The following is a 25,018-nucleotide window of genomic DNA, read 5'->3' as shown; positions in this document are numbered from 1 at the left end:
GATGAGCACATTCAGCGGACTCACCACGGCGTACTCCGGACTTGCCGCAGCACGCGCGGGCCTCGACGTCACCGGGCAGAACATCGCCAATGCGAACACGCCGGGGTACACGCGGCAGCGGCTCGAGACCTCGGCCACCGCCCCGGCCCGCCCATCGCTCTTCACCACCGGCATCCGCCCCGGCGAAGGCGTCCTCGCCGCAGGCATCGCCCGGCTCGGAGATGCCCATCTCGAGGCACGGGTCCGCATCACGGCGGGCGCCGCCGGCTACACCGCCGTCCGCGCGCAGGCCTTCACCGCACTCGAGGACGGGCTGCGGGAGCCGGGCGCCAACGGCGTCTCGGCGTCCCTCCAGGACTTCTGGGCCGGCTGGCAGGAGGTCTCCAACCAGCCCGAGAAGGACGCCCCGGCGTCGACGCTGCTCGCCGCGGCAGGGCAGCTCACGTCCCGCATCGCCGCCGGGTACCGGGAGGTGGAGGCGCAGTGGGCGACCGCACGCTCCTCGGCCACGAACCTCGTCGCCGAGGTCAACGACGCCGCCGCACAGGTCGCCGACCTGAATCGACAGATCCGCTCCGCCGTGGCCGCCGGCGCCTCCGCCAACGAGCTCGTGGACCGCCGGACCACCATGACCTCGACGCTCGCCGGACTGACCGGCGCGACGGTCCGGGACAACGCGGACGGCACGGCCGACGTCCTGGTGGTAGGCAACCCCCTCGTCTCGGGCACCACGGCCCGTACGCTGCAGGTCGCCGGACCGGCGGGGCTCGACGACGCCGGGACCGTCCAGGTCGAATGGACGCACCGGCCGGGCACCCCGGCCGGGATCGAGAGCGGCGAGCTCGCCGCCACACTCTCCCTCCTCGCTCCCGCCGACGACGGCGGCCCCCTCGCCCAGGCAGCCGCCGGGTACAACGCTTTCGCGGCGACGCTCGCCGACCAGGTGAACACGCTCCACGGAAACGCCGGCAAGGGGCCGTTCTTCGCGTACCAGCCGGGCCGCGCCGCGGCGTCACTGGACGTCCTGCCGACCCGCCGCGAGGACCTCGCCGCAGGCGCCCCGGGAGCGGGCGGCTTCGACGGCTCCGTGGCGCTGGGCATCTCGGGGCTCGGCACGGGTACCGGATCGCCCGACGCCGCCTGGTCGGCGTTCGTCGTCGACCTCGGCGCGGCGGCCCGCACCGAGCTGCAGGGCAACGCCCTGGCGGAGGTCTCCGCCACCAGCGCCCTGCAGCAGCAGCTGGGCGCCACCTCGGTCAGCATGGATGAGGAACAGGTCAACCTGCTGCAGTACCAGCACGCCTACCAGGGCGCCGCGCGTGTGATGACGGCCGTCGACGAGATGCTCGACGTCCTCATCAACCGCATGGGAATCGTCGGACGCTAGGGAAAAGGCCACCATGATCACGCGCGTCACCAACCAGACCATGCTGCAGGGAGCCCAGCGCTCCCTGCAGCACAACCTCGCGCGGCTTGCGGAGCTGCAGGAGAAGGCATCCAGCCAGAAGGCGATCAGCCGCCCGTCGGACGATCCGGCCGCCGCGGGCGAGGCGCTGCGCGTCCGTGCCGAGATCAGGGCGAACGAGCAGTACGCCCGGAACATCTCCAACGGCGAGGGCTGGCTCTCGCAGCTCGACAACGCGATGACGACGTCGAAGCGCGCACTCGACCGCGTCAACGACCTCACCCTGCAGGGCTCCAACTCCGTCCTGCCGCCGGCCGCGCGGGAGGCCCTCGCGCTCGACATCGAATCCCTGCGTGGCGAACTCGCCACCCAGGCGAACGCCACCTACGCGGGCCGTTTCCTGTTCGCCGGGAACACCGACGCGCCCGCCGCGCTCCGACCGGACCTCACCTTCGCGGGCGGCGGGGCCGTGGAGCGCAGGGTGGGCCCGGGCCAGAGCGTCCGCGTCGACGCGGACGGCGCGGACGTGTTCGGTAGCGGCCCCACCTCGGCGTTCGCCCTGCTGGACACCATCGCCGCGGACCTGCGCGCCGGCCGGGACGTCTCCGTGAACCTCGCGCCGCTCCAGCAGCGCATCCAGGACCTCACCGCCCACCACAGCGAGATCGGCACACGCCACGCGCGCCTGCTCGAAGCCAAGGACGCCGCCGCCGACGCCTCGCTGGCCCTCGAAGGAGAACGCGCCACCGTGGAAGACGTCGACCTCGCATCCGTGATCCTGGACCTCAAACTCCAGGAAACCGCGTACCAGAGTGCGCTCGCCGTCTCGGCGCGCGTGCTGCAGCCCTCCCTGATGGACTTCCTGCGATGAGGGCCGCGTTCGTCACGCCTCCCCCCGGGCTCGCACCACTCACGGACTTCCACCTCGAGGAGGTGCAGGGCGCGGACGGGCTGTTCACCCTCACCGCGGCGCACAACGCGGAGGTACGCCTGTTCCTCCTCGACGCCGCCACCTACGTGCCGCAGTACAGCCCCCGCTTCTCGGACGCGCAGCGCGACGTCCTCGGACCGGACGTACCGGACGCCCACCTGTTCGTCGTCGCGAACCCCGGTCCCGGCGGCACGACCGTCAACCTGGCCGCGCCGATCGTCCTGGACCCGACGACGGGACGCTGCGCGCAACTGATCCTCGAGGGAACCGACTACCCCCTCCGGGCGTCCCTGGCGCAGGCCGCCTGACACCGGGCGGACATGGGAAGAGCCGCCCGGCGATGCCGGGCGGCTCTTCCCATGTCACGTTCCTGCTCCGGTCACGTCGTCGCGCAGGCGTGGCGGGTCACGCCTGCGCGCACCCACCATACCTGCCCGACGGGCGGAGGGTGGGCGGAGGTTACGCGAAGTCGGATGTCGCGGGATCGGCGCCGATGCGGCCGGCCGCGCCCTTGTCGAGCCCGTTGATCGCCTCGATGTCCTCGTCCTCGAGCTTCACATCGAGGGACTCCCAATTCTCGATGATGCGCGACTCCGTGACGGACTTCGGGATGACCACGTTGCCGAGCGCGAGGTGCCAGGCGATAACGACCTGCGCGGGCGTGGCGTTGCGCTTCTTCGCGATGTCCTGCAGCACGGCGTCGTCGAGCAGTCCCTTGCCGGAACCGATGGGCGACCACGACTGGTGGAGGATGCCCTTCTCGGCCTCGAACGCGCGGAGCTCGGACTGGTTCAGGTAGGGGTGGGTCTCCACCTGGTTGATGACGGGGACCACGCCCGTCGCGTCGATGATCTCGTTGAGGGCCTCGATGGTGAAGTTCGAGACACCGATGCTCTTCACGCGTCCCTGCTTCTGCAGCTCGATGAGGGCCTTCCAGGTGTCCACGTACTTACCCTGCTTGGGCTGCAGCCAGTGGATGAGGTAGAGGTCCAGGGTCTCGAGGCCGAGACGCTCCATGGACTCCTCGAACGCCTTCAGCGTGCTCTCGTAGCCCTGATCGGAGTTCCACAGCTTCGTGGTGATGAACATTTCGTCGTGGTCCAGGCCCGACGACGCGATCGCGCGGCCCACGCCGGCTTCGTTCCCGTAGATCTTGGCCGTGTCGATGTGGCGGTAGCCGGCCTTGAAGGCCTTGGCGACGACGTCCTCGGCCACGTCGTCCTCGACCTGCCACACCCCGTAGCCGAGCTGCGGGATCGTGTGGCCATCGTTGAACGTAAGATTTGGTGATGTAGTCATATAGGCGGGAACCAACGATGCAGCCCGTTTATTTCGGTTCCCACTGACAACTATCAGCCTGCGTGGTTTCGGACCGGCCCTGGTGGCCGCGTCGGTCGCCCGCGGGACAGGGGTGGGACGGGGGTGGGACGTGCTCGACGACGACGGCGATCTGACCGCCCTGCACGACGCCGCGTACCGGTACGCCTTCCGCCGATCGCTCTCGGCGCGGCTCGCGTCCTCCGCCGCACAGGAGGCCGTCGAGTCACTGGGCGCGGGCCCCGTCGGACCTCCCGATCCGGACGACGACCGATCCGCCGCGGCCGATGCCGACACCGAGCTGGTCGCCGCCCTCCGGGCGACAAGGACCGCCCTTGAACGCTACCTCCCGACGACGCTCCCGCCTCGTGTGCTCGGCGACGCCTCCCTGCGTACCGCCCTCGCCGACCGCGCCCCCGCCGACCGCGAACTCCTCCTCCTGCACCACTGGGACGGGCTCCCGGTCGAGGATGCCGCGCGGATGACCGGGGGCGAGGCGGCACGCCTCCCTGCCATCGAGTCCGCCTGCGCACGCGGGGCCCTGAGCGGTGCCGCGACGGCCACTGCCACGACGGCCGGGCCGGAAGGGGCTTCGGCGCCGCCCGGTACCGACTTCGCCGCCGCCCTGGCCGCCGCCGATCCCGCCTCAGCCATCACCGGGGAGGATCTGGCCCGCAGTCGCTGTGGCCTTGCCGGCGCCGCACAGCCGACCGTCGAGCAACCCGTCCCTGCTGCCGTCGCTCCTGTTGCCGCTACCCTCGCTGCCGCACTGTCTACGGTGCCGGCGCCATCCGCAGTATCTGCGGCACGGGCGGGCCTCCCCCGGTTCCCGACCCGCGCCGTCGTGCCCGGCCGACAGGTCCAGGCGATCCTCGGGGTCCTCTGCCTGCTCGCCGTCATGGCCGGCCTCACCACGGCCCTCATCCCGCACACCACCCCGGGCCCGGCGGGTGACGCAGAGCGGTTGTACGCGCTCGCCGACGTCGTCGCCGTCGTGTCCGTCGCGGACCTCGTGCCCACGCAGGTGGACGGCGACCTGCGGATGCTGCAGGCCGCCTCCGTGGTCCAGATCGTGAAGGGCGATGCCGAGGGGTCCATCCTGACCATCGATGTGACGGGGCGGAGCACTCTGGAGCGCCCCGTCAGCCGCAATCTCTTCACGCCGGACCAGCTGATGTTCCTCGTACGCGACGGCGACGGCTTCCTCCTGCCGATCGAGGGGGAAGGGTCCGTCCTGACACTGATCGACCGCCGTTCCCCGGAGGCGACGACGATGGCGGGCAATCCGGCGCCGCTGCCCGACGAACTCCGCGACGCCATCCACGCCCTGCCCGCGGAGGAGCTCCAGCTCGATACGAACGGGACACCACCGGGATCGCTTCCCGCGGAGTCCATCGTGGGCGTCCGCCCGGCCGAGGGCCGGAATGTGCAGAACCTGCCCGCGGACCGGCTCGGCGAGTTCCATGTCCTGCCCGCAGGGGACGGCCGGGCATGCGTGGTCTTCGAGTACAACGGGCGGGAGGTCCTCCTCCGATGGCCCGAAGGCTTCTCCGCCTACGAGCGCGAAGAAGTCCTGTCCTACCCTGACGAGGACCCCCGGCGCGGCCGGCAGGTGCTGACTGTCCTGAACGACCGCGGCTACCCGTACGTGGATGAGAACCGGTGGGCACCGTTCATCGGCGGCGCGCCGACCGGTGGACGGGGCGAGTGCGGCGGGCAGGAGCTCGAGGTCTGGGACATCGCCGTCGAACCCGGGACCACGCTGCTGTCCTACTGACCGCCCGGCATCGCCCGCTCGGCCTCGCCGACGTCGTCCGCCACCAGCTGGGCGCGGCGGCGCACATTGTCGAGGCCCGACGACGCGATCCCCCACCGTTCGCCGTCGAGCCTCGTCATCGCGGCGGCCTCCGCGGTCGTCGCCAAGGTGTTCCCTGCCCTGGACAGCGCCCGGTGCACCTGCAGGAGGGCGCCGGGGATGTCGAGTCCCGTACTCGGGGACGAACTCTGGGCGCTCACGCAGATCGCCCGCACGCGGGGCAGCATCGCGCCGAGCTCGTCGGCGACCGCCACGAGTTCGTTGTAGACGTCGTCGTCCTCGATGCCCTCGAGGATCTGGTGATAGCGGTCGAGGCCCCGGCGGAAGCGGTCGTGCGCGCGACGCCACACCCCGGTGCCGAGCTCGGCGTCGTCCCTGCGACCCTGCCGCGCCGCTGCGAAGAATGCCACCTGGCCGTTACAGGTACTGGCCGGGGCCGTGGCCCTCGGCTTGGAGCGACGTGGCCTGGCGGCCGGGCGGGATCCGCTTCGGTTCACCGTCCTCACCGATGACCACCCCGGGGGCGATCACGGTGCCGGGAGGGAGCTCGCGGAGCTGGAGGCGTGCCGCGAGCTGCTGGTTGGCCATCTGCTGCGCTGCGAGCGCCGTCTGGATGCCGTGGAAAAGTCCCTCGAGCCAGCCCACGAGCTGCGCCTGCGCGACGCGCAGCTCGGCGTCGGTGGGGACCGCGTCCGGGTCGAAGGGCAGATTGATGCGGTGCAGTTCCTCGACCAGCTCGGGGGCGAGGCCGTCCTCGAGCTCCCGCACCGAACGCTCGTGGATGGAGGCGAGCCTGGTGCGGCCGGCGTCGTCGAGCGGCGCGCTGCGGACCTCCTCCAGCAGCTGCTTGAGCATGGTGCCGATCCTCATGACCTTGGCCGGCTCGTCGACGAGGTCGGCGAGCGACGCCGGGCGGCCGTCCGCCTGAGACGGGGCGCCCTCGTCCCCGGTCGGTGCCGCGGATCCCGGGGCCGGCACCCCGGCCGGAATCGGCGGCTGATCAGGGGTGCCGGCCGCGATCGCGGGCACCGGATCGGACGGACCGGCAGGCTGCTGTTCAGTCATCCCGCTATGCTCCCACAACCGCCGGAGGCCGAGCACGTCACAGCCGGGCTTGTTCCCGGGCCGGCGCCGCGGCCCGCAGCCGGCCCGGCGGAGCGCTGCGGGCAGGAGAGGCATGGTTCCCGGGGACGACGAAGCCCGACGCCGATCCTCCGGCGTCGGGCTTCGTGCGTGGGGTGCCGCCTAGCAGCAGCGACCCTCGGGGTTCGCGTCCTGGCGGTCCGCCTTGTCCCGCCAGAACTCCCGCTCGGTCATGGGCTGACCACCGGCGTGCGTGCGCTCGTGGTGGTCGAGGTACGCCTGGTAGGCGTTCTCCCCCATGATGCCCTTGAACAGCCAGGCCAGCTCCCGTGCGGTGTCGCGCGCCCGGGTGAGGACCTGCGGCACTGTCATCAGTGGCCCGTCCTCGCCGGACGCCTGCCGGGCTCGAGGGCGGCCCACCGGGCCTCCAGCTCCTTCTCGGCGGGGGTGGCAACCAGTCCGGCCGGTGCGAAGACACGCGACGCCACGGGGGTGTCCTCGGTGTCCGCTCCTCCACCCTGCCGGTAGGCCCTGATGGTGGCGAGGATCGCGGTGGTGATGACGATGATGGACAGCACCACGAAGACGATCGACAGCGTGCCCTGGATGAAGGTGTTGCGGACCACCGCCTCCATGGCGGCGACGGTCTTCGCCGTGCCGAAGCTCTGCTCGCCTGCGGCGAGCGCATCGCGGAAGGCCATGTGCTGCGCCCAGTAGCCGATGGCCGGGACCGGCGAGAAGATCTTGAGGAACGACGCCGTGATGGTCACCACGGAGGCGAATGCCAGCGGCAGGGCGGGGATCCACAGGAACCGGAAGAGCCCGCGCTTGGCGCAGATCGCCATGCAGACCGCGAGCGCGATCGCAGCGAGCAGCTGGTTCGCGATCCCGAACAGCGGGAACAGCGTGTTGATGCCGCCCAGCGGGTCCGTGACGCCCATGATGAGGATCGCTCCCCACCCGGCCACCATGATCGCGGTGCACATCCAGGCCCCGGCGCGCCACGAGGTGTCGCGGAAGCGGGGCACGAAGTTGCCGATGCTGTCCTGCAGCATGAAGCGTGCCACGCGGGTACCGGCGTCGACCGCCGTGAGGATGAACAGGGCCTCGAACATGATCGCGAAGTGGTACCAGAACGCCATCATCCCCGCGCCGCCGAAGACGCCCTGCATGATCTGGGCGATGCCGACCGCCAGGGTCGGAGCGCCGCCCGTCCTCGAGACGATCGACTCCTCGCCGACGTTGGAGGCCATGGTGCTGAGTACCTCGGGGGTGAGGCTGACGCCGGTCAGGCCCAGGCCGTTGACGAACGCGACAGCGCCCTCGATGGTGCCGCCCGTCGCCGCTGCCGAGGAGTTCATGGCGAAGTAGATGCCGCGGTCGATCGACAGCGCCGCGACGAGCGCCATGATCGCCACGAAGGACTCCATGAGCATGCCGCCGTAGCCGATGAAGCGCGTCTGGCGCTCCTTCTCGATCATCTTCGGCGTGGTGCCGGAGGCGATCAGGGCGTGGAAGCCCGAGAGCGCACCGCAGGCGATGGTGACGAAGAGGAAGGGGAACAGCGTGCCGGCGACGACCGGGCCCGTGCCCGTGGTCGCGTACTCGGTGACTGCGGGGACGCTGATCTCGGGACGCGTGATGACGATCGCGACCGCCAGCATGATGATCGTGCCGATCTTCATGAAGGTGGAGAGGTAGTCGCGCGGGGCGAGCAGGAGCCAGACCGGCAGGACGGCGGCGATGAAGCCGTAGATGATGATGCCCCAGGCGATCGTGATGCGGTCCAGCGTGAAGAGCTCGACGCCCCAGGCCGTCTCGGAGATCCAGCCGCCGCCGATGATGGCGAGCAGCAGCAGCACGAACCCGATCACGGACACCTCGGTGACCTTGCCGGGGCGGAGGTAACGCAGGTAGACGCCCATGAACAGGGCGATCGGGATGGTCATCGAGACGGAGAAGACGCCCCACGGGCTCTCACCGAGGGCGTTCACGACGACGAGGGCGAGGATCGCGACGATGATGATCATGATCGCCAGGGTGGCGATGAGTGCCGCGGTCCCGCCGATGACGCCGAGTTCCTCGCGCGCCATCTGGCCGAGCGAGCGACCGCCGCGACGCATGGAGAAGAACATCACGAGGTAGTCCTGTACAGCACCCGCGAAGATCACGCCGATGATGATCCACAGGGTCCCGGGGAGGTAGCCCATCTGCGCGGCGAGGACCGGGCCCACGAGGGGGCCTGCTCCCGCGATCGCGGCGAAGTGGTGGCCGAAGAGGACGCGCCGGTCGGTGGTCGCGTGGTCCTTCCCGTCCGCCTTGTACTCGGCGGGGGTCGCCCGGCGGTCGTCGGGCTTCAGCAGGTTCCGCTCGATGAACTTCGAGTAGAACCGGTAGGCGATCAGATACGTGCAGACCGCCGCGAAGACGAACCAGATGGCGTTGACGGTCTCACCGCGGACGATCGCGAGGATGGTCCAGGAGACACCGCCCAGGAGGGCGATGCCCACCCACAGGGCGATCTTCGCCGGCGTCCACCGGCGGTCTTCTGCTTCGGCCTGCTGCGGGTCGACGGCGACCGGCGGCAGGTCCGGGTCCGTCACCAGCACGGCGTCGTGCCGGTGGGACCCGTTCTGCTTGTTACTCATGTTGCTCCTCGAGGGCGAGAGTGTGGTGCACACGAACGTAGCAACTTAGTGAGGCGTGCATCACAGTGCAAGCCCTTCCGACGGGTGGTTGCGCCGAACGAACCTGCGGTTGCGGCGAGTGACCCGAGCCTCCCGGTTCGTTACGGGAATCCCCCGGCCGACTCCGGCCCCGGGCGGCAGGCCCCGCGGGCGTAGGGTTGTCGGGTGGCATGCCGCCACGCGATGCCGCCGGCGCCGTCGATCTCCCCGACCGAAAGCCCGCCGTGACCCTTCTTCGCGACCTCGTGTATGTCGCCCCGTCCTCGCGCGACCACCACCCGGCCCTCCGCTGCGCCATCGGCGTGACGGTACCGCTGCTCACCGTGCTGCTGCTCGGACGCCTCGACCTCGCGGTCTTCGCGACGTTCGGCGCGTTCGCCGGCGTGTACGGGCGGAACGAACCGCACCGCCGGCGCCTCGCCACCCAACTGCGCGGCGGCGGGCTCATGCTCGGCGTGATCCTCGCGGCCGCACTGACGGGCCGGGCCGACGTCGGACCCTGGGACCTCGTGCTCCTCACCAGCGCGGTGGCCGGGATCGGGACCTTCCTGGCAGGACTGTTCCGCCTCAGGCCCGGCGGTTCGCTGTTCCACATCTTCGCGTTCGCCGCCATCGCCTCCGTGCCCGGCCAGCCGCCGCTCTGGGAAGGGATGTCCACGGCGGCGGCGACCGTGGGCTTCACGGCGCTCCTCGGGCAGGCCGGGAACCTCTGGCCCCGGTACCGCACGCCGTGGGAGCGTGCTGCCGTCCACCGCCCGACGACGCAGCACCTGGCGGCCCTCGGCAGGGAAGCGGGACTGTACGTGGCGGCGGCCGCGCTCGCCGGCAGCCTGGCCACGGCCCTCGGGATCGGCCACACGTACTGGGCGATGGTCGCCGCGACGGTGCCCCTCGTGGGCCAGTCGGCGCGAGCACGCGTGACGCGCGGCCTCCAGCGCATCCTCGGCACGTTCGCCGGGCTGGTCCTCGCCGCCCTGGTCCTTCTGCCGGGACTGGCCGCGTGGCAGTTGGTGTTCGTCATCGCCGTCGCGCAGTTCGCCGCCGAGATGTTCGTCCTGCGTCAGTATGCCCTCGCGCAGGCGTTCGTCACCCCGCTTGCACTCGTCTCGGCGGAACTCGCCCACCCGACGGCCCCGGCAGGACTCATCGCCGATCGGGCCCTCGAGACCTCCATCGGGGCGAGCGTGGGTATCGCGCTGGTGCTGGTGCTCCACCTCTGGCAGCGGATCCCGTCCCGCCACGCCTAGGCCATGGCCAGCAGGACCTTGCCGGTGTGCTCCCCCGAGTCGAAGTAGGTGTGCGCTTCAGCGACCTCCGCGAGCGGGAAGGTCCGGTCCACGAAGGGGCGCACCGCTCCGGACGCCACGAGGGGCCAGACGTTCTCCCGCACGGCGCGCATGATCGCGGTCTTCTCCGCGACGGGGCGGGACCGCAGCGTGGTCCCGGCGACGCTGGCACGCTTGCCCATCAGCGCCGCGAGGTCGAGTTCCGCCTTCGCGCCGCCCTGCAGCCCGATCACCACGACCCGCCCGCCGGTCGCGAGGGACTCGATGTTGCGCGCAAGGTACTCCGCCCCGACGACGTCGAGGACGACATCCACTCCCCGACCGCCCGTCGCAGCCTTGACCTCCGCCATGAAATCCTGTTCCCGGTAGTTGATCAGCGAGTCGACGCCCAGGGATCGGGCGACCTCGAGCTTGGCGGCCGATCCCGCCGTCACGTGCGGGACAGCTCCGAGGGCGAGGCTGACCTGGATGGCCATCAGGCCGATCCCGCCGGACGCTCCGTGGATCAGGACGTGGTCGCCGGCCCCGAGACCGGAGTGCAGCACGAGGTTGGACCAGACGGTCGCCGCCGTCTCGGGAAGCGCAGCCGCTTCCACGAGGCCCACGCCCGCCGGCGCGGGGATGACCTGCCCTGCCGGCACCGCGACCTGTTCGGCGTACCCGCCGCCGGCCAGCAGGGCGACGACGGCGTCCCCCACCGCGAAGCCCGAGTCGCCCGCGTCGGCCACGTGCCCGGAGACCTCCAGTCCCGGGACGGCGGACGCGCCTGCGGGCGGCGGATAGAAGCCGCGCCGCTGTTGCACGTCGGCGCGGTTGAGACCGGCCGCGACGACGTCGATGAGCACCTCGCCGGCGGCCGGCGCCGGCGCGGGGACCTCCTGTACCGACAGGACCTCCGGCCCACCCGCTCCCTCGATCACGACTGCACGCACACCGGTCTCCGCTCTTCTGGGTATTTGGGCACCACCTTCACCTCATGAAACACTAACGGCGGGAAGGTTGTCCGAGCGGCCGAAGGAGCTGGTCTTGAAAACCAGTGGGCGGTCACCCCGTCTCAAGGGTTCGAATCCCTTACCTTCCGCGATCAGCGCCGCTTCCGCGCTGGCAAGAGGCCGGTCGGACCGATCGAAGGATCGGTCCGACCGGCCTCTGTTGTTGCACGGGCCTCCGGAATCGCCGGCACTGCTTGCACTGCCGGCACCCTCTGCCTAGACGACGTCGGATGCCTCCAGGCGGCCTGAACGGACCGCCTCCGCGAAGGCTTCGTAGTCGCGTTCGTTCTGATCGGCATAACGCTGCGAGAAGTCGGTGATGGAGCGGTCGAACTTGTCGCTCTTCCCGAGGTAGGCCGAGATCGCGACAGGGTCGCCGGAACGGGCGTGCGCCCGGGCCAGGGTCCAGCCGCAGGCCTCGGCATAGAACGTCAGGGCGAGCGGCTTCATCCCCTCGACGACGGCCGAGCCCTTCATGTCGCGTAGTTGCCGCCAGTACAGGTACCGGTTCTCCTGCACGCCCTTGGTCCAGCCCAGGAAGATGTCGCTCGCAGCCTGCATCATCCGCTGCCCCTGCACCACGCGCTCGCCCGGCTGCTTGAACCGGCTCTTCGGCAAGTGGTCCTCGAGTACGGATCTCGTGGCCTCCTTGACCTGCAGGAAGAGGGGATCCTGCTGATCGCGGCCCTGGAGCAGCGCGATGAACGCCCGCGTACCGACGCTGCCGACGCCCACGACCTTGCGGGCGACGTCGACGACCTCGAAGCGTTCAAGCAGCTGGCGCCGGTCGACGGGCAGGGTGGCCCGGTAGGACCGCAGCTGTTCACGGATCGCGGGTCCCACCTCATCAGGAGACATCCCGTACGCGTCTCCCAGTTCCCGGAGAGGGATGACGATCGGTGGCTGGCTGACGATCCGGTACTCCCCGTCCGCGAGTTCGGCGAGCTTGGAGAGTGCGTGCAGGCTGTCCCGGGTGCGGGCCTTCTCGACGTTCTGTCGCGCCGCCTTCGCCCCGCTCTGGGCCTTCTTCAGGGCCTTGCCCTTCTGGGTTCCCACGGCCAGATCCACGGCCGCCAGCAGCTGCTCTTCGGACAGGCGGGCGTACCAGATGTCCAGGGTGCGCATCTGGGCGAACCCGGCCATCGCTTCCCGATAGGCCCGCACCGCCCCCAGGGTCACCTCACGGGTCTCGTCGGCGGTGAACGCATTGTTCCGCGCCGCGATCGTGAAGCTAGCGGACATCCGCTTGACGTCGTATTCGAACGGTCCCGGAAGGGTCTCGTCGAAATCGTTCAGGTCGAACAACAGGTTCCGCTCCGGTGAGGCGAAGACGCCGAAATTGGACAGGTGGGCATCCCCGCACAGCTGGGAGACCAGGCCGGCCCGCGGCGTGTCCTTCAGGTCCGCAGCCATGATCTTGGCCGCACCCCGGTAGAACGTGAACGGCGAGACCAGCATCCGGCCGTGCCGCACCGGTACGAGGTCCTGTTCCCGGGTGAGGTTCTGCTCCTCGAGCAATGCAACCGGATCCGGCCGTTCGGACGCGGGGACCCAGCCCTTGTGACCGGAGACCGGCGACTTCTCCCGGCACCGCTTGCCCTTCGCGGCGCGTTCCTCGACAGTCCGATGTTTGATCTTGGTCTCGGCCATGATCGGCGGCCTTCCTTCTGCATCAGGGAACCGGTCCAGGGATCAGGCGCCCGGGGCCGGTCCGTGCTCGGCGCGCAACGCGCCCTGTCATGGTCTTCAGCGGCGAACCAGTCGGGGAGACGGGTGCGTCGCCCGTCACGGTAGCGATCAAGACCGGTCCGCACCTCCTCCTCCGTGGGTGATCACCGGCCCGCTCCGCATCACCTCCAGGCGGAGCGGGTCTACGCCCTGGTCGGCGCCTCGGCAGCGATCGCCGCCCGCCGTCGGCCCCCTGCTCGGCGGCTTCATCACCACGTTCCTGTCCTGGCGCGTCGCCTTCCTGCTCGAGGCCCTCCTCATCGTGGGCGTCCTCCTGCAGAGGCAGGTCTCGACGGCGCTCGAAGCCGACGCCCAGGTGGTGAGCAACGCGCAGCTCGAGGAACTCCTCGCGGGCCGGCCGGAGCAGATCCAGGACGAGATCATCCGCATCAACACGGAGGCACGGCCCCTGGCCCTCCAGATCGCGCTGCTCGTCCCGCTCCCGATACCGGCGCCCCCGCCGTGGTGCCCCGCGCCGTCGTGCGGTACTGTCCCGAGGAGCAGCAGCCGCGCCACGGATGCGTGGCCTGAGACGGGGGTCCGATGCGTACTGGGCAGGGTAGACGGGAGCCGCAGCGCCGTTGGGGTGCAACGGCGTCGGTCACGGGGTCGGTCGCGGCGATCGCGGTCATCGCGGGGTGCGGCATCTTCGGATCGGAGGAGCCGGAGCGCCGCGCCGACGGCACCGTGACGGCCGAAGCCGAATCGGAGACCTCCCCGATCGCTGTAGGCGACTGCATCAATGATCCCGGCATGAAGGATCACTCGGACATCGCCGTCATCCCGTGCGATGAACAGCACGTGTTCGAGGCCTTCGCCACCACACGGATGCCCGACGGCGAGTACCCCGGCCAGGGCGAGGCCAACACCGCCGCCACCGACTTCTGCGCCGAGGAGTTCAGGAGCTTCATCGGCGTCGACTACGACACCTCCGTCCTCGAACTGCTCTACTTCTATCCCGTCGAGGAGAGCTGGAACGCCCGGGACGATCGGGAGATCCTGTGCTTCGTCGCCGAGCGGGAGGAGACCCCGGTGACAGGAACGCTCCGAGACGCGGGCAGATAGCAGGGTTCGTCCACGGATTTCAACCAGTGGCCCCGGATCTTCCGGGGCCACTGGTTTTTTAGTAACCCATTGTTAACGATGTTCTGGTTGGCTACTCCTGGGGATAAGAATGTCACCTGCGTCACATACGGTGCACATGCCAACACGTCCACTCATCACGGGTCGGCGGGCTTCACTCGCGGCCGCGATCGCGGCCATCGTCAAGGAGAAGAAAGAACGAATGGCTAATTCGTCATGGAAGGGAGCGCTCTGTGCGGCGCTGTCGGCGGGGCTCATGGCCTCACCGATGATCGCACTGCCGGCCAACGCCGTCGAGACACCTCCGGGGACGGCGTCCGTCACAGGAGACGGCGTCATCATCAACGAGGCGTACCTCACGGGCGGTTCCACGGGAACGCCCTTCACCAACAAGTACGTGGAGCTCTACAACCCGACCGACGCTCCGGTGAGCCTCGAGGGCTGGTCGCTGCAGTACCGCTCGCCCACCGGGACCACCAGTACGCCCAATGCCACCGCGCTCCGCGGGACCATTCCCGCCAAGGGCTACTTCCTCGTCCAGGGCGGCAGCAACGGTACGGCCGGCGCCTCCCTGCCTGCCCCTGACCTCGCGACGGGCCTCAACCCGGGCGCTGCGGGTGGCGTGATCGTCCTGGCGAACCAGGCCACCAGCGTCGGTGCGCTGCCGGTCGGCAACGCCTCCGGCGTTCCCGGGGTGGTCGACCTCCTCGGCTACGGCAGCGCGAACGCGTTCGAGGGCACCGCCGCCACCACACCGGGCGCGGGCAGCACGAAGTCCGCGAACCGCACCGCGTTCACCGACACCGACAACAACGGCGCCGACTTCACGCTGCAGGACACCACGCCGATGAACGCGACCGGCACGGCCGGCGCGCCCACTCCGACGCCGACCCCGACTCCCACGCCTACTCCGACGCCCACCGACCCGCCGGTGCCCGGCGTCGTCACCCCCATCCGGGACATCCAGGGCACCGGCTCCGCCACGCCCCTGGCCGGACAGACCGTCACCACGCGCGGCAAGGTCACCGCGGCCTACCCGTCGGGCGGCTTCGCCGGCTTCTACCTCCAGGCCGCCGGCAGTTCGGCAGCCGGGGACCAGACGGCGTCGGACGCCATCTTCGTCTACTCCCCCGCAACCGTCGGCTCCGTCGCCGTGGGCGACTACGTGGAGGTCACCGGCACCGCCGGCGAGTTCTTCAACCTGACGCAGCTCACCGTCGCCGCAGGTGGCACGGTCAAGCTCACCGAGCCCGCCGAGGAGGCAAAGGCCTCCGCCATCACGCTCCCCGCCACGGATGCCGCGCGTGAATCGGTGGAGGGCATGCTCTTCCAGCCCTCCGAGGCCTTCACCGTGGCCGACAACTACACCCTGAACCAGTACGGCGAAGTCACCCTCGCTGCCGGGGCCGAGCGCCTCCGCCAGCCGACCGACGTAGCCCGCCCGGGCACACCCGAGAACGCTGCGGTCATCGCCGACAACGCCGCCCGGAGCATCAGGCTCGACGACGGCGCATCGACCAACTTCTTCACCCAGGTCAACCGCGGCAAGGTGCTGCCGTACCTCACGCCGGCCCAGCCGGTCCGGGTCGGCTACAGCGCGCAGTTCACCTCGCCGGTGGTCCTGGACTACCGCAACAGCGCCTGGAAGTTCCAGCCGCTGGCCGAGCTGAACGGGGCCAGCCCCGACGGCGTCCAGCCCGTGCAGTTCGCCGGTGAGCGCCCTGCCGCCCCCGAGGAGGTCGGCGGCACCCTGAAGATCGCCTCGTTCAACGTACTGAACTACTTCGCGACGACCGGGGACCAGCTCACGGGCTGCACCTACAACACGGACCGCGCGGGGAACCCCATCACGGTGCGAGGCGGCTGCGATGCCCGCGGCGCCGCGAACCAGGAGAACTTCGAACGCCAGGAGGCGAAGATCGTCTCGGCGATCAACGCGCTCGACGCCGATGTCGTCACCCTCATGGAGATCGAGAACTCCGCGAAGTTCGGCAAGGATCGCGACTTCGCCCTCAAGACCCTCGTCGACGCCCTCAACGAGAAGGCGCCCGGCACCTGGGACTACGTCCGCTCTCCCGCGGCCCTGCCGGCGCTGGAGAACGAGGACGTCATCCGCACGGCCCTGATCTACAAGAAGGCCACCACCGAGCCCGTGGGCGCGTCCGTCATCCTCGATGACAACGTGGTGTTCACCAACGCGCGCAAGCCCCTGGCGCAGGCCTTCAAGCCCGTCGGCGGGACCGAGGACGAGACCTTCCTCGCGATCGTCAACCACTTCAAGTCCAAGGGCTCCGGCCCGAGTTCCGGTCCCGACGCCGACACCGGTGACGGCCAGGGTGCCTGGAACGCCGCACGCGTGGACCAGGCCCGGGCCCTCGTCGCGTTCGCCGATTCCATGAAGACGGCCGCGAAGACGGACAAGGTCTTCCTGACCGGCGACTTCAACTCGTACACCCAGGAGGACCCCATGCAGGTCCTCTACGAAGCCGGGTACGTCAACCAGGGCGAGAAGGACGACAGTTTCTCCTACGTCTTCTCGGGCCTGAGCGGCTCCCTCGACCACATCCTGGCGTCGCCGACTGCGGACGCCACGGTGTCCGGGGTGGACACGTGGAACATCAACTCCGTCGAATCGGTGGCCCTCGAGTACAGCCGGTTCAACAACAACGTCACCGACTACTACCGGGCGGATCAGTACCGCGCCAGCGACCACGACCCCGTGATCGTCGGCCTGAACCTCGCACCGGCCGATACCACCGCTGAACTCAACCTGCTGAACATCAACGACTTCCACGGCCGCATCGACTCCAACACGGTGCGCTTCGCGGGGACCGTCGAGAAGCTCCGTGCCGAGTTCGGCGATGAGAAGACGGCCTTCCTCTCGGCCGGCGACAACATCGGCGCGTCCCTGTTCGCCTCGGCGCTGCAGGACGACAAGCCGACGATCGACGTCCTGAACACCCTGGAACTCCGCGCATCCGCCGTGGGCAACCACGAGTTCGACAAGGGCTTCGGCGACCTGACCGGCCGTGTCTCCGACGCCGCCGACTTCCCCTACCTGGGCGCGAACGTCTACACCAAGGGCACCACCGAGCCCGCCCTCGACGAGTTCTCGATCATCACGGTCGACGGCGTCGACGTAGCGGTGATCGGTGTCGTCACCAGGGAGACCCCTGGCCTGGTGACCCCGAGCGGGGTGTCCGGCCTCGAGCTCGGGGACCCCGTGGAGGCGGTCAACCGTGTTGCCAAGGAGATCGAGGCACAGGACCTCGCCGACGTCATCGTCGCCGAGTACCACGAGGGTGCCGGCGACGGCGTCGTCGAGGGTGCCACCCTGGAGCAGGAAGTCGCAGCCGGCGGAGTGTTCGCCGAGATCGTCACGGAGACGACGCCCCTCGTGGACGCCATCTTCACCGGCCATACGCACAAGCAGTACGCCTGGGACGCCCCCGTCCCCGGCGTAGCAGGCGAGACCCGGCCCATCCTGCAGACCGGGTCCTACGGCGAGTTCGTCGGCCAGATCACCCTGACCGTCGACTCCGCGACGGGCGACGTCGAGTCCTACACGGCCCGCAACGTCGCACGCACCACCGACACGGACGCGTCCCTCGTGGCCGCCTACCCTCGCGTCGCCGCCGTGAAGACCATCGTGGATGCAGCGGTGGCGCAGGCCGCCGTCATCGGCAACCAGCCGGTCGGTGCGGTCACCCGCGACATCACCACGGCCTTCACGGGCGCAACCCGTGACGACCGCGCCAACGAGTCCACCCTGGGCAACCTCGTTGCCGACTCGCTGCGGGCCAGCCTCGCGCCGGCCGAGCGCGGCGGGGCGCAGATCGGCGTCGTCAACCCGGGCGGGCTCCGCAACGAGCTCTACTACGCCCCGGACGGCGTCGTGACATTCGCCGAGGCGAATGCGGTCCTGCCGTTCGTCAACGACCTCTGGACCACCACCCTGACCGGTGCGCAGTTCAAGGCGATGCTCGAGCAGCAGTGGCAGCCGGACGGCAACACGCGGTCATTCCTGGCCCTCGGCCTGTCGGACAACGTGAGCGTCACCTACGATCCGGCCCTCGCGCGGGGTTCGAGGATCACCTCGGTCATGATCGACGGCGCACTCCTCGACCCGGCGAAGGACTACCGGATCGGCACGTTCAGCTTCCTGGCGCAGGGTGGCGACAACTTCACGGTCTTCCGTGAGGGCACCGACACCCGCGAGTCCGGACTCGTGGACCGCGACGCGTGGATCGACTACGTCCGGACCAACAGCCCGCTGTCGCCGTCGTTCGACCGCCGCAGCGTGCAGGTGCAGGGTGCCCCGACCACGGTGAAGGCCGGCACCGCCGTCTCCTTCACCGTGTCCAAGCTGGATCTCACCTCACTCGGCAGCCCGACCAACACCACGCTGGCAGCACGCTTCGTGGCTGCGGACGGCACGACCACCGAGCTCGGCAGTGTCCCGGTCACAGGCGGCACAGCCACGGTGAACGTCACCGTTCCGGCGACGGCAAGCGGTCCGGGGCGCATCGTCCTGACGGCCGCTCCGAGCGCGACGACGGTGAACCTGCCGGTCACCGTCGAGGCCGTCACCCCGACGGAACCGCCTGCGCCCGAGAAGCCGGTCAAGCCCGTCAAGCCGGAGAAGCCCGTCAAGCCGATCAAGCCCGGCAAGCCGGCCTGTTCCGAGCCGACAGCGCCGGCCGAGAGCGCGAACAACGGCAGCTGGGCCAGCTACCGCGCGCACCTGGCGAACTACGACCGCTGCCTCAAGGGCTAGGTCGAGCGCCGGTCGCCCCGCGACCGGTCGAGCGTGACAGAGGGACCCCCACCAGTTCACTTCGGGTGGGGGTCCCTCTGTCGTCCGGCTCGTCTTCTGCAGGGTCGGATTCTCTGCAGGGTCGGATTCTCTGCAGGCGTGGGTCGAGGCGTCAGCCGGCCGTCCGGGCCGCGGTGACTCCGGCCCCGGCGCGTAGCTCGCCCGACGGCGGAACCGCATCCGGCGTCCGCCCCGGCGCCCGGTCCAGGACGGCACCCGCGATGGCGTCGGCGTCGAGCAGGGTCCTGCTGCCTGCCTCGAGCGCCGCGCCGGCCTGGGCGGCGATGGCCGTGCCCCATTGCACGGAGGTGAGCTGGAGACCGATGACGAAGAGGGACCCCTGCTCCCGGCCGGACCGGTCCACGGCGCGGTACGGCGGCGGAGTGACATCCAGTCCGTCGGACGTGACGGGGATGCCGGCTTCGCCCATGAAGGTCGCGGGCCGGACCATCCCCTCGTGCAGCATGTGGCGCATCAGCGGGGAGAGGCTCGTGGACACCCGGTTCGCCGGCATCATGGCCTCGACGAGATAGTGCGCGGTGAACGAGTCCCCCGAGACCCACGGCGAGGCCGCGCGGAACAGACCGGCCTCCGGGTCGAAGCCGAAACTGGGGTTCGGCCCCGCGAAGCGGACGACCCCGGCCCGGACCAGCGCGGCGAGCTGGGCGATGCGCAGCGGGGGCGGGCCGCTCGCCAGACCCTCGACCAGCGGCTCGAACCAGCCGCGCAGCTCCGCGTCCCACGACGAGACGGAAATCCCTCCGTCGGCCACGGCCTGCTTGATCACCGTGCGGCCGGCGTTCAGGGCTCCGATCGCCATCTTGAGCGGATCGTCCTCGCCCTTCGCCGATCCCGCGGCGTCCGCGTCGAGGTAGGCGAGCACCGCCGCGGTGAAGGCTTCACCGTCCGCGAAGCGGCGGCCGGCGAAGGGATGGGCGAGGGCTTCGACGTCGAGCCGCAGGTCAGCGGGCACGGCCCACGCGACGACGTCCCCGGCGGCGGCCTCCCAGCCCGGCCCCTCCGTCGCCAGGGCAGCGTCGAGATAGGCAAGGAACGCCCCGGGCGGCGCGAGGAGCGCAGCGGGATCGGTGCGGCTGAGGGTCGAGTAGTAGGCCCACAGCACGTCACGGTGCAGGAGGGGCCACAGGTCGTGGTCGAACCCGGGCTGGACGCCGGCCACCCGGAACGCGAGGGTGTGCTCGGGGGTGCAGAAGCGCAGGACGACGCTGCGCGGGAAGTACGAATCGAGGGACGCCTTGGCACGATAGGGGACCCCGCGCCTCGAGGCGGCCACGAGTCGGGGCTCCTTGCCGGACGGCGTATAGACGAGCCGTCCGTCGTCCCCGCTGGAGAACCGGCCGCCGCGACCCTCCGTCAGCTGGATCATGGCGTCGAAGAAGTTGAGCCCGAGCCCCCGGACCAGGACGGTCTTCCCCGCGGGGAGACGGTTCCACGAGACATCGGCCGGGACGGCAGGCGGCCAGTACTGCAGGCCGTGCCGCGCTGCGGCGTCCTGGAGCCGGCCCTGCTCCGGGGTCAGGGTCGCCGCGAGGTGGCCCAGTGCCAGGACGACGTCGTCGGCGTCGAACTGCGACCCGTCGTCGAGGGTGATCCGCCATTCCCGGTCGCCGCGTCGGGCTGAAGCGCTGCGGTCGAGGCCGACCGCCTCGTTGCGGTGGTGGACCACCGTGATGCCCGGCGGCGCCGCCCGGACCGCCTCGGTGAACACCCAGGCGAGGTACCGGCCGTAGAGCGCCCTGCTCGGGAAGTCCTGAGCGGCGAGTCCCGTGCACTCCGCCACGTCGTCGTCGTCGAGCCCCGGGACGAGGCCGGCGGCCACCCGCTCACGCCATGCGTCGAAGGACAGTCCCACGGGCGACGGGGCGATGCGCGCGGCCGGGGCGCCGACCGGCACCACCGTCGGATACAGGCAGGGGGTGTTCATCAGGAAGAGCCGCGACTGGTCCGGGCGCCAGACGTGGCCGGGCCCGGGGTCGTGCGGTTCGACGACGCGGATGACAAGCGCGGGAGCGGACCCCCCGAGGGCTCGATGCCGGGCGATCAGCCGCTCCACCACCGAGGTGCCGCGGGGTCCGCCGCCGATGACGGCCACCTGCCGTGCGTCCTGATTCTCCACCCTGCAAGAGTATCCAACCCGGCCGTCGTACCGGTCCGCCAGGGGCTCCGGGCTTTGGGAACGCTTCCGCCTCCCTGCATAGGATGGGCGCATGACGCTGCACACGGATACCCCCGCCATGACGGACGACCCCTTTCTCTGGCTGGAGGACATCTACGGCGACCGGCAGCTCGACTGGGTGCGCTCCGAGAACGCGCTCACGGAGGACGCCCTCGTCACGCCGGACTTCGAGGCCCGCGAGCGCAGGATCCTCGAGGTGCTCGACTCCACCGACCGCATCCCGATGGTGGGCAAGCACGGCGAGTTCTACTACAACTTCTGGCGTGACGGGAGTCATCGGCAGGGCATCTGGCGCCGTACCACCTGGGAGAGCTATGCCTCCGACGCCCCGGAGTGGGAGCTCCTCCTCGACGTCGATGCCCTGAGTGCATCCGAGGGCACGGAATGGGTCTGGGGTGGCGCGCTCTTCCTGCGCCCCGCCGACGGCGCGCCGCACGAGCGGGTCCTGGTGGTGCTCTCCCCCGACGGGGGCGACGCCGCACGGTATCGCGAGTTCGACCTCGGGACCCTGGACTTCGTGGACGGCGGGTTCGACATCCCCGCGGCGAAGAGCCGCATCACGTGGGCGGGGCCGGACACCCTCTATGTCGGCACGGACTTCGGCCCGGGTTCCATGACGTCGAGCAGCTACCCGCGGACTGTCCGCACCCTGCGGCGCGGCGGCAGCCTGGACGACGCGGACGAATACTTCGGCGTGGACGAGGACCACATGATGGCGCTCGTCCTGCACGATCCCACGCCCGGCTTCGTACGCGACATCGCCGTCGACACGATCGATTTCTACACGCGCCGCACCTACCTCCGGCAGGACGGCTCCTGGCTGCCGATCGAGGTGCCGGAGGACGCGAGCATCTCCCTGCACCGCCGGTGGCTGATCGTACGGCCCCGCACGGACTGGACCGTCGCCGGCACCACCCACGTCGCGGGATCGCTGCTCGTCATCGACTTCCAGGCGTTCCTCGCCGGCGGGCGCTCCTTCGCCACGGTGTTCGCACCGGACGCGTCGACGTCCCTGCAGTCCTGGAGCTGGACCCGGGATCACCTGCTGCTGAACCTGCTGCGCGATGTCTCCTCCGAGATCCGCATCCTCGATCCCGAGCAGGACTGGGCTGCGGAACTCCTCGATGCATGCCCGCCGCTGCATTCGGTGGACGCCTACGCCGTCGATGACGAGGACGACGACGCCGGCAACGACTACTGGCTCATCGCCACCGGTTTCCTCACGCCGTCGACGCTCTACCGCGGAACGATCGGCGGCGAGCACACCGCCATCAAGGCGTCGCCGTGCTACTTCGACGAGGGCCGCTTCGCGGTCGAGCAGCACTTCGCGGTGTCGAGCGACGGCACGCGGGTCCCGTACTTCCAGATCGCCTCGAAGGACCTCGCGCTCGACGGCGGCAACCCCACCCTGCTCTCCGGTTACGGCGGTTTCGAGCACTCCATGACCCCCGCCTACAGCGGCGTGATCGGCCGGGGATGGCTGGAACGCCTCACCGACGACGGCCGCCCCGGGGTCTACGTGCTGGCGAACATCCGCGGCGGCGGCGAGTACGGCCCGGCGTGGCACCGCGCGGCCCTGCACGCCGACCGGCACCGCGCGTACGAGGACTTCGCGGCGATCGCCGAGGACCTGGTGCGGCGCGGCGTGACGAAGCCGGCGCTTTTGGGCTGCACCGGCCGGAGCAACGGCGGCCTGCTCGTGGGCAACATGCTCACCACCTATCCGCACCTGTTCGGCGCCGTCTCCTGCGGCGTCCCGCTGCTGGACATGCGCCGGTACACGAAGCTCTCCGCCGGGTATTCGTGGATCGCCGAGTACGGCGACCCGGACAAGCCCGAGGAATGGGAGTACGTCCGGACGTTCTCGCCGTACCACCTGCTGCGCGAGGACGTGGCCTACCCGAAGACCCTGATCTGGACGGCGACGAGCGACGACCGCGTGGGACCCGTCCAGGCCCGCAAGATGGCGGCGAGGATGAAGGACCTGGGCGTCGGGAACGTCTGGTTCCATGAGGCGCTCGAGGGCGGGCATGCGGGCGCCGCGGACAACCGGCAGGCCGCGAGGATGCACGCGATGAGCTTCGAGTTCCTGTGGCGGGCCCTGGCGGGATCCCTCTGATCGGTCCCGGTCCGTGATCGGTGGCAGCGCGGCCGTGCTGCGACCCGTCCGTCCGGTCCCGCTTGGCTGTTTTGCTCTTGCCGTCCCCTTCTGGGTAACCTTGGGAGGCTAGCGATAGCCGATGGAGACGTGCCAGAGCGGCCGAATGGGCTTCACTGCTAATGAAGTGTGGGCCTAAAGCCTACCGGGGGTTCAAATCCCCCCGTCTCCGCGTTGAGGGGCCCGTGTTTACGGGCCCCTTTTTCGTGCCCTTCCCGCACGACCGGCGACGTCAGGAACTCACGTCGCCGGTCCGGTAGGAAGCCCGTATGCGGCCGTCCTCTCCCCTGGTCGGGTGGCCTTCCGGGTCCGGAAGCCCGTCAGCAGCAGCGCCAGGGCCACGAGGTAGGCCACCACGATGGGTGGTTCGTTGGGGTCAGCGGCCGTGGCACCCGGGATGCCGGCCCGGGCCTGGAAGGCGAGCTGCGCCATGTAACCCAGCTGCTGAAGTGCACCCGAGGCCAGGAGGGTCCCGCCCAGGAGATAGCCCCAGGGGCTCTGCCGCCACAGCTGGACCGCCGCGAGCAGGTAGGCCGGCACGATCAGGACGAGGTCTGCGGCGTAGGACAGGTGCAGGCCGGCGACGGGCTGGACGATCAGGCCGTCCGGCGGGACCGTTCCGGTCAGGGCGAACCGGGAGGCGTAGTACGTCCAGATGCCGCCCAGCCCGAGGCCCAGCAGACCCAAGATACTCGCCGCTGCCCTGGCGGGGAGACGGTGCCGGAACCGCCGAGCGAACCCCTCCCTGTCCCGGCCGGCGAGTGCCAGGGCGAGCGCGTAGACCGCCAGGGCCAGGATGGCCACGTGGAGCAGGAAGGCCGTGCTGAACCCCAGCCCGAACACGTACAGCGTGAAGGTGTACAGGGTGTAGGCCAATGTCCCGGTCCAGAGGATCCAGCCCCGCAGCGATCCCCGGCGGGCCAGCCACAACGATCCCAGGAGCCCCGGGACGGCCACGGCGAGATTGACGGCGTCCAGGCCCCGGTACATCGCCACCACCGACGGCGCTTCCTGATACACGCCACGGACCGTCAGACCCATCAGGCTGGATGCCAGTACCAGAGCGGCGACGGCGACGGACAGCAGCCGCGGCACCTTCCCGGGGTGATCAGGCGCGATGCCGTTCGGCAGGTCCCCGGAGACCTCCGCCTGGCCGACCACCCGGCCGCCCGCCGTGCCGGTCCCGTCCCGGGTATGCACCAACCTGCTGAGACGCGAACTAGCCTGCCGCACGAACTCGGCGGCCTTGACGGCCGCCTGACAACATAGGGCGCTCACACGTCGCGGCAGCGATGCTTCGGTGATGGGAGGGCAGCTCATACGGATCACGCTCCGGATGCAGGTGACGGCACGACGAGGGCTGGGCCGCGGCGATGAATCGGCGGGACGGACAACAGCATCATCGGCCTCCACGGCCCCGGGCAGGGTCCAACGTCCCGACCCGCTCTCAGCGCTGCCTGCGTCCGGGCGCTACACCCTGCCCCGCCGAAGCGCGGGCATTACACCCAGCGCCTTCGGC

18 protein-coding genes and 2 tRNA genes are annotated in these 25,018 nt (G+C 70.2%); 11 read left to right on the top strand and 9 right to left on the bottom strand.

The window, feature by feature from the left end; translation table 11 throughout:
* Position 1: 1 nt before the first annotated feature.
* Genes flgK through IWX63_RS14290 form a run of 3 tightly spaced genes read left to right on the top strand, consistent with a single transcriptional unit; the run spans position 2 to position 2,644 of the window.
* A complete protein-coding gene (gene flgK, locus IWX63_RS14300) occupies positions 2-1,387 on the top strand; it encodes a flagellar hook-associated protein FlgK (protein WP_199278831.1) in 1,386 nt (461 codons plus the stop codon).
* A gap of 13 nt (positions 1,388-1,400) precedes the next feature.
* Complete coding sequence (flgL, locus tag IWX63_RS14295) at positions 1,401-2,276, top strand: flagellar hook-associated protein FlgL (protein WP_199278830.1); 876 nt, start codon at positions 1,401-1,403, stop codon at positions 2,274-2,276.
* On the top strand, positions 2,273-2,644 hold the full coding sequence (locus IWX63_RS14290; protein ID WP_199278829.1) for a flagellar assembly protein FliW: 372 nt from the start codon (positions 2,273-2,275) through the stop codon (positions 2,642-2,644). The genes flgL and IWX63_RS14290 overlap by 4 nt, the downstream gene beginning before the upstream one ends.
* Positions 2,645-2,795: 151 nt before the next feature.
* On the opposite strand, the gene IWX63_RS14285 is transcribed toward IWX63_RS14290, so the two are convergent.
* On the bottom strand, positions 2,796-3,635 hold the full coding sequence (locus IWX63_RS14285) for an aldo/keto reductase (RefSeq protein WP_199278828.1): 840 nt from the start codon (positions 3,633-3,635) through the stop codon (positions 2,796-2,798).
* Between the two features lie 82 nt (positions 3,636-3,717).
* On the opposite strand from IWX63_RS14285, the gene IWX63_RS14280 reads away from it, so the two are divergent.
* Complete coding sequence (locus IWX63_RS14280) at positions 3,718-5,430, top strand: hypothetical protein (protein WP_199278827.1); 1,713 nt, start codon at positions 3,718-3,720, stop codon at positions 5,428-5,430.
* Here the strand turns inward: IWX63_RS14280 and IWX63_RS14275 are convergent.
* From IWX63_RS14275 to IWX63_RS14260, 4 genes are all read right to left on the bottom strand, one after another.
* Positions 5,424-5,879: a hypothetical protein gene (locus tag IWX63_RS14275; RefSeq protein ID WP_199278826.1), complete on the bottom strand. Its 456-nt coding sequence runs from the start codon at positions 5,877-5,879 to the stop codon at positions 5,424-5,426. The genes IWX63_RS14280 and IWX63_RS14275 overlap by 7 nt on opposite strands.
* Before the next feature lie 7 nt (positions 5,880-5,886).
* Positions 5,887-6,534, bottom strand: coding sequence for a bacterial proteasome activator family protein (locus tag IWX63_RS14270; RefSeq protein ID WP_199278825.1), 648 nt, complete (start codon positions 6,532-6,534; stop codon positions 5,887-5,889).
* A 180-nt stretch (positions 6,535-6,714) separates the two neighbouring features.
* Complete coding sequence (locus IWX63_RS14265) at positions 6,715-6,924, bottom strand: YbdD/YjiX family protein (RefSeq protein ID WP_199278824.1); 210 nt, start codon at positions 6,922-6,924, stop codon at positions 6,715-6,717.
* A complete protein-coding gene (locus tag IWX63_RS14260) occupies positions 6,924-9,200 on the bottom strand; it encodes a carbon starvation CstA family protein (RefSeq protein ID WP_199278823.1) in 2,277 nt (758 codons plus the stop codon). The genes IWX63_RS14265 and IWX63_RS14260 overlap by 1 nt, the downstream gene beginning before the upstream one ends.
* Positions 9,201-9,409: 209 nt before the next feature.
* On the opposite strand from IWX63_RS14260, the gene IWX63_RS14255 reads away from it, so the two are divergent.
* A complete protein-coding gene (locus tag IWX63_RS14255) occupies positions 9,410-10,486 on the top strand; it encodes an FUSC family protein (protein WP_199278822.1) in 1,077 nt (358 codons plus the stop codon).
* On the opposite strand, the gene IWX63_RS14250 is transcribed toward IWX63_RS14255, so the two are convergent.
* Complete coding sequence (locus IWX63_RS14250) at positions 10,483-11,457, bottom strand: NAD(P)H-quinone oxidoreductase (protein ID WP_199278821.1); 975 nt, start codon at positions 11,455-11,457, stop codon at positions 10,483-10,485. The two genes, IWX63_RS14255 and IWX63_RS14250, sit on opposite strands and share 4 nt — an antisense overlap.
* Positions 11,458-11,518: 61 nt before the next feature.
* Between IWX63_RS14250 and IWX63_RS14245 the strand changes: the two genes are divergently transcribed.
* Positions 11,519-11,606: transfer RNA gene (locus IWX63_RS14245), tRNA-Ser, on the top strand.
* Positions 11,607-11,733: 127 nt separating this feature from the next.
* Here IWX63_RS14245 and IWX63_RS14240 read toward each other — a convergent pair.
* Positions 11,734-13,167: a DUF2252 domain-containing protein gene (locus IWX63_RS14240; protein WP_199278820.1), complete on the bottom strand. Its 1,434-nt coding sequence runs from the start codon at positions 13,165-13,167 to the stop codon at positions 11,734-11,736.
* 178 nt (positions 13,168-13,345) lie between these two features.
* Between IWX63_RS14240 and IWX63_RS14235 the strand changes: the two genes are divergently transcribed.
* From IWX63_RS14235 to IWX63_RS14225, 3 genes are all read left to right on the top strand, one after another.
* Entirely contained in the window at positions 13,346-13,936 is a 591-nt protein-coding gene (locus IWX63_RS14235; protein ID WP_199278819.1) for a hypothetical protein, read from the top strand.
* The gene (locus IWX63_RS14230; protein WP_334685891.1) at positions 13,933-14,310 is read left to right on the top strand and encodes a septum formation family protein; all 378 of its coding nucleotides are present in this window, start codon (positions 13,933-13,935) and stop codon (positions 14,308-14,310) included. Before IWX63_RS14235 ends, IWX63_RS14230 begins: the two co-directional genes overlap by 4 nt.
* A 220-nt stretch (positions 14,311-14,530) precedes the next feature.
* On the top strand, positions 14,531-19,105 hold the full coding sequence (locus IWX63_RS14225; RefSeq protein WP_199278817.1) for an ExeM/NucH family extracellular endonuclease: 4,575 nt from the start codon (positions 14,531-14,533) through the stop codon (positions 19,103-19,105).
* A gap of 151 nt (positions 19,106-19,256) precedes the next feature.
* Here IWX63_RS14225 and IWX63_RS14220 read toward each other — a convergent pair whose 3' ends face one another.
* Entirely contained in the window at positions 19,257-21,281 is a 2,025-nt protein-coding gene (locus IWX63_RS14220; RefSeq protein ID WP_334685890.1) for an FAD/NAD(P)-binding protein, read from the bottom strand.
* A gap of 91 nt (positions 21,282-21,372) precedes the next feature.
* On the opposite strand from IWX63_RS14220, the gene IWX63_RS14215 reads away from it, so the two are divergent.
* Together IWX63_RS14215 and IWX63_RS14210 are read left to right on the top strand one after the other, a co-directional pair.
* The gene (locus IWX63_RS14215; protein WP_199278815.1) at positions 21,373-23,460 is read left to right on the top strand and encodes a prolyl oligopeptidase family serine peptidase; all 2,088 of its coding nucleotides are present in this window, start codon (positions 21,373-21,375) and stop codon (positions 23,458-23,460) included.
* Between the two features lie 123 nt (positions 23,461-23,583).
* Positions 23,584-23,671: transfer RNA gene (locus tag IWX63_RS14210), tRNA-Ser, on the top strand.
* Between the two features lie 68 nt (positions 23,672-23,739).
* Here IWX63_RS14210 and IWX63_RS14205 read toward each other — a convergent pair.
* Positions 23,740-24,819, bottom strand: coding sequence for a hypothetical protein (locus tag IWX63_RS14205; protein WP_199278814.1), 1,080 nt, complete (start codon positions 24,817-24,819; stop codon positions 23,740-23,742).
* Positions 24,820-25,018 lie beyond the last annotated feature (199 nt).

It is taken from the genome of Arthrobacter sp. CAN_A2 (assembly GCF_015752045.1).
In the GTDB taxonomy this organism is placed as follows: domain Bacteria; phylum Actinomycetota; class Actinomycetes; order Actinomycetales; family Micrococcaceae; genus Arthrobacter_D.
The sequence above is the reverse complement of the archived record's forward strand: the minus strand, read 5'-3'. Positions and strand labels throughout refer to the sequence as shown.